Annotated in this window: 5 protein-coding genes and 1 pseudogene; 4 read left to right on the top strand and 2 right to left on the bottom strand. The window is 52.5% G+C overall.

Features of this window, described 5'->3' with window-relative positions; translation table 11 throughout:
* From NTH01S_RS11125 to NTH01S_RS11115, 3 genes and pseudogenes are all read left to right on the top strand, one after another.
* Window positions 1–532 (top strand): annotated as a pseudogene (locus tag NTH01S_RS11125) (phosphogluconate dehydrogenase (NAD(+)-dependent, decarboxylating)); the annotation flags it as partial.
* Between the two features lie 13 nt (window positions 533–545).
* Window positions 546–1,067, top strand: coding sequence for a gluconokinase (locus NTH01S_RS11120; RefSeq protein WP_068173708.1), 522 nt, complete (start codon window positions 546–548; stop codon window positions 1,065–1,067).
* A gap of 45 nt (window positions 1,068–1,112) precedes the next feature.
* Entirely contained in the window at window positions 1,113–2,549 is a 1,437-nt protein-coding gene (locus tag NTH01S_RS11115; protein WP_068173706.1) for a mannitol dehydrogenase family protein, read from the top strand.
* A gap of 96 nt (window positions 2,550–2,645) precedes the next feature.
* Here NTH01S_RS11115 and NTH01S_RS11110 read toward each other — a convergent pair whose 3' ends face one another.
* Window positions 2,646–3,533: a universal stress protein gene (locus NTH01S_RS11110; RefSeq protein ID WP_068173704.1), complete on the bottom strand. Its 888-nt coding sequence runs from the start codon at window positions 3,531–3,533 to the stop codon at window positions 2,646–2,648.
* A gap of 59 nt (window positions 3,534–3,592) precedes the next feature.
* The gene (gene pdxH / locus NTH01S_RS11105) at window positions 3,593–4,216 is read right to left on the bottom strand and encodes a pyridoxamine 5'-phosphate oxidase (protein WP_068173710.1); all 624 of its coding nucleotides are present in this window, start codon (window positions 4,214–4,216) and stop codon (window positions 3,593–3,595) included.
* Between the two features lie 194 nt (window positions 4,217–4,410).
* Between pdxH and NTH01S_RS11100 the strand changes: the two genes are divergently transcribed.
* Window positions 4,411–5,119 (top strand): enoyl-ACP reductase FabI (locus tag NTH01S_RS11100; protein WP_068173702.1); only part of this gene is annotated, 709 nt, incomplete at its 3' end.

Genomic DNA, 5,119 nt, shown 5'->3' with positions numbered 1-5,119 from the left:
TGCCTTGGCACCGGGTAAGGGCGATGTAGCACGCACGCCGAACCGTGATGCGGAAGGTCTGGACCCGCGCGCTGAGCAGGGTTACCTGCATTGCGGCCCGGCTGGCTCAGGTCACTTCGTGAAGATGATCCATAACGGCATCGAATACGGGATGATGCAGGCCTTCGCCGAAGGGTTTGATGTGCTCAAGAGCAAGAACAGCCCTGTTCTGGCCGAAGATGAGCGCTTTGACCTGAATGTTGCGGATATTGCTGAAGTCTGGCGCCGTGGCAGTGTTGTGTCGTCTTGGTTGCTGGATCTGACGGCGGAAGCACTGGCGAAATCTGGTGATCTGTCTGAGTTCTCCGGTGAAGTGTCTGACTCGGGTGAAGGTCGTTGGTCGATCGAGGCGGCGATTGAGGAAGATGTTCCGGTACCTGTGATGACCGCATCGCTGTTCACGCGTTTCCGCTCACGCAGCGGTAACAACTTCGCTGAGAAAATCATCTCCGCACAGCGCTTCGGCTTCGGCGGACACGTCGAGAAGAAATAAGGGAGAGCGGTCCATGGGCGTATCCATCATTGTCATGGGCGTCTCAGGCACGGGCAAGAGCACGGTCGCACGTGCTCTTGCTGATCGGATCGGAGCCGTGTTCATTGAAGGCGATGACCTTCACTCTCAAGCGAACCTTGAGAAGATGGAAAGCGGCATCCCTTTAAAAGATTCAGATCGCTATCCTTGGTTGCAGATTTGTAATCGCGCCATGCGTGAACAAAATGCTCAAGGAAAAGATGCTGTTCTGACCTGCTCTTCGTTGAAGAAAGCTTATCGTGATGCGCTGGCAGAGGACTGCAATGCGTATTTCGTATACCTCAAGATTTCAAAAGAAGAGTCTCTTAAGCGGGTGAACCAGCGTGTTGGGCATTTTATGCCAACGAGCATGGTGGAAAGCCAGTTTGAGGTGCTCGAAGAACCGGAACCCGGAGAGCATACGATCATTATAGAGAGTGATCGGTCTCTTGATCAGGTGGTCGAGGATGTTTCACGCAGGGTGCGGCGGAATGTTCTGGATAGTGGTGAGCGTTAAAAATCTCATCACAACGTATCGACAACGACATAAGGAAACAAAAAGATGACGCTGAAATCAGTAGATGGATTGCCTTCTGGAGTTGTTGCGCCACCCTACGATGTATCGTCTGTTCGTCCGGGTATCGTGCATTTTGGCGTCGGTAACTTCTTTCGTGCACATGAAGCATTTTATGTTGAGCAAATTCTGAAAGACGACCCCAACTGGGGTATCGTTGGTGTCGGTTTAACGGCCGGTGAGCGTTCAGAACGTAAGGCTGCTCAGTATAAAGCACAAAATGGTCTGTACTCTTTGACAGAGACAGCACCATCGGGTGAGAGCCATGTGCGGGTGATTGGCTGTTTGCGTGATTATTTGCTTGCGCCAGAAAATCCGGATGCTGTTTTGGAACGCCTTGCTGATCCGGCAACGCGTATCGTATCGATGACGATCACGGAAGGTGGTTATAATATCGATGAAGGTACGGGGGAGTTCGATCTGACGAACGAAGCTGTGCAGCAGGATCTAAAAACGCCAGAACGGCCGTCCACGATTTTTGGTTATGTTGTTGAAGCGCTGCGCCGCCGTCGTGATGCAGGCCATAAGGCTTTCACGATCCTGTCAGCCGATAATTTGCGCCATAATGGTAATGTTGCGCGCAAAGCATTCTTGGGGCACGCTAAAGCACGTGATGCAGAATTGGCGGCATGGATTGAAGAGAATGCGACCTTCCCAAACGGGATGGTGGATCGTATTACACCAACCGTCTCCAAGGCTGTTATTGAGAAGCTGAATAAGGCTTCTGGCTTGAATGATGACCTGCCGCTTGTGGCGGAAGATTTCCACCAATGGGTTCTGGAAGATAATTTCGCTGATGGCCGCCCACCGCTTGAGAAGGCAGGGGTACAGTTTGTTGATGATGTGACGGATTATGAGCATGTGAAGATCCGCATGTTGAATGCGTCTCACATTATGCTCAGCTTTCCTGCATTATTGATTGGGTATGAGAATATCGACCAAGCTTTGGCTGATGCTGATCTGCGCCGGAATGTGGAAGCCTTCTTGAACAAGGATGTGATTCCAACGCTGCATGCGCCTCCGGGTGTGACGCTGGAAGGTTATCGTGACAGTGTGATCAGTCGTTTCTCTAACCCTGCGATGGCTGACCAAATCTTGCGTATTGCAAGCGATGGTTCGTCGAAGGTTCAGGTGTTCTGGACTGAGACTGTGCGTCAAGCTCTGGAACGTAAAACAGATCTGTCCCGTATTGCTTTTGGCATCGCGGCTTATCTCGAAATGCTGCATTCAGTGCCAGATCATGCTGAGCCAACGTTTAAGGCAAAGCAGAAGGAGTTGGCTGCGGCTGATGATTATGAGACGGCACTACAGCTTCCTTCTTTTGATGCGTGGCGTGATTTGGACACAACGGCGCTGAATGCCAAGGTTGTGGAACTGCGTAAGGTTATCCGTGAGAAGGGTGTCCGTGCGGCCATCCCGGCTTGAGGGTATAGCGAGAGGGCGCAAACAAGCGTTTAAAATGAGAAAGGGAGGCTATAGGGCCTCCCTTTTTTGTGCGTAATATATGCGGTGATGTGGGTGTTAGCGGCTCATCAAAACCGTAAGCTTCATATTCTCCAGAATGTGGCGGGTGACGCCGCCAAGTAAAATTTGGCGGAAGCGTGGAGAGTGGGAATATGCGCCTAGAGCCAACATATCGGCTCCGAAATCGTCTGCTGCTTTAAGAAGGCCTGCGCCAATATCTTTTTTGACGGGTTCGCAGGAGCGGGATGTAGCGGAGATTCCATGTAGGCGGAGGTATCGTACGACTTCTTCGGCTTCGGGGCCGCGACGTTGGTATTCAGGGGACGTGACGATTTCGATGGCTTCTGCGTCGTGTGCCCAAGGTAATACGCAGCGCAGTGCGAGTGAGGCTTCAGCTGTACCGTTCCATGCAATGGAAATACGCTTGCCGACGTGTTCTGGTGGGGTTGGTGGAGCGATGACGAGGGGGCGGCCGCTGTCGAAAAGAATGGAATGTAGGGTGGCGGAAGCGCGCGGGTCAGATGTTGAGCTTAAGGTTGGGACCAGCGTCATATCTGCCAAACGAGAGCGCCAAGCCATAGCATCATAATCTACGCCATCCAGCACTTCAAAGCTGGCTGTATGGCCATTGGCTGATGCTAAGCCCATACAGTCAGGCTCAATTAAGGTGATATCATTATCAGCGACAAATTTTTGAAAATTATGCCGGATGAGGATTGCGTTACGCTCGGCTTCGGTGGAGGCTTCCTCGATCATTTCTGTGACCATGCTGGCGGAAATGCCACCACCGGCAAGAGCCGCTATTTCTGAAGGGTCTGACCCAACGACAACGGCTGATAAATGGGCCGTGAAGTGCTGAGCGAGTTTTTGGGCAACGCTCATGACTGCGTCGAGGTCTCCGGTTCCATTGAGTGGAAGCAGGATGTTTTTGATATCAACGAGCATTGGGCTGACTCCCTCGTTCAATATGGGGTTTGAAGTATACGCAGGGTGATTGTGTCTTTTTACGGGTAAAGCCGTGTGACATTCCAAGCGGATGTGCCCTCGCGTGACCATACGGCACGATCATGGAGGCGGTAAGGGCGATCTTGCCAAAACTCAATATGGTTTGGGACAACCCGGAAGCCCGTCCAGTGTGTGGGGCGAGGGATTGGTCCTGAGCCGTATTGCGCTTCAGCATCTTTCAGGCGTTGTTCGAAAATGGCGCGATCGGCTAGAGGGCGGGATTGGTCGGAGGCGATGGCACCTAAGCGTGAGGTTGCAGAGCGGCTAGCAAAATAGGCATCGGCTTCTTCGGTTGTGACGGGTTCCACGGGGCCTTCAATACGGATCTGTCGACGCAGACTCTTCCAGTGAAAGAGAAGGGCGACATGAGGGTTGGCGAGGATTTCTTCGCCTTTGCGGCTGTGGGTGTTGGTGTAAATGACAAAGCCTCGCTCATCTGCGCCTTTCAGAAGAAGCATACGAACGGAGGGGCGCCCATCTGGTGTGGAGGTTGCTACGGCAACGGCATTCGCATCATTGGGTTCGGTGACTTCGGCCTCAGTCATCCATGTATGGAATAGGGCGAAGGGGTCTGAGGTAAGGTCAATGAGGGGGAGGTCAGACATATTAAAGCTCTCAGTCATCATCACGGGCAGGCAGGGGCCTGAGCAGTGTGTTTATACATTGCCCTCTTAGAGGCGTATTGATTTTGGTACAGTGGACACAAAAAATGGGTTGTAAAGATTATTTCGCAGTCCGTTGAAGGTGCTAAGTCTTGTTCTAAAGCCGCGCTTGTGCGACCACGAGCCAAATTGCTCATGCAACCAAGGAATGTGTGATGTCTGAAAAAGAAGATGCTCTGCAAGCTCCGGCTGTAGGAACATTGATGAAGGGTAAGCGCGGCATCGTGATGGGTGTGGCGAATAAGCACTCAATCGCGTGGGCTATTGCGAGTGCTTGTGCAGCGCAGGGTGCTGAGCTTGCCTTCACGTATCAAGGTGAAGCGCTGGGTAAGCGCGTACGTCCGTTGGCGGAGAGTGTTGGTTCATCGCTCGTACTGCCTTGTGATGTGGGTGATGATGCCGCGATTGATGCGACCTTCGCCGAAATTGAGAAGGTTTGGGGGAAGATTGACTTCCTCGTGCATGCGATTGGCTGGGCCGATAAGCAGTATCTGCGTGGACGTTATGTGGATACGCCGCGTGAAGCGTTCCTGCAGGCTATGGATATTTCCTGCTATTCCTTCACCGCAGTAGCGAAGCGTGCGGCTGCGATGATGAACAAGGGCGGTTCTTTGCTGACGCTGACCTATCTGGGTGCAGAGCGTGTGATGCCGCATTATAATGTCATGGGTGTGGCAAAGGCTGCTCTTGAAGCATCTGTGCGTTACATGGCGGCTGATCTGGGGCGTGACGATATTCGTGTGAACGGCATTTCTGCGGGTCCGATTATGACGCTGGCAGCAAACGGGATCAGTGATTTCCGTTACATTCTGCGTTGGAATCAGCTGAACGCTCCGATGGAGCGTAATGTGTCTCTGAAGGATG

Origin of the sequence: Neokomagataea thailandica NBRC 106555 (assembly GCF_001598495.1) — a bacterium.
GTDB classification, from domain to species: domain Bacteria; phylum Pseudomonadota; class Alphaproteobacteria; order Acetobacterales; family Acetobacteraceae; genus Gluconobacter; species Gluconobacter thailandicus_A.
Note: the sequence above shows the minus strand (reverse complement) of the source record. Positions and strands in the feature narration are given on the sequence as shown.

Excerpts from the sequence above, each read along its gene's own strand:
- NTH01S_RS11115 (WP_068173706.1), top strand. The coding sequence starts at position 1,113 with ATGACGCTGAAATCAGTAGATGGATTGCCTTCTGGAGTTGTTGCGCCA.
- NTH01S_RS11110 (WP_068173704.1), bottom strand. The coding sequence starts at position 3,533 with ATGCTCGTTGATATCAAAAACATCCTGCTTCCACTCAATGGAACCGGA.
- NTH01S_RS11120 (WP_068173708.1), top strand. The coding sequence starts at position 546 with ATGGGCGTATCCATCATTGTCATGGGCGTCTCAGGCACGGGCAAGAGC.
- pdxH (WP_068173710.1), bottom strand. The coding sequence starts at position 4,216 with ATGACTGAGAGCTTTAATATGTCTGACCTCCCCCTCATTGACCTTACC.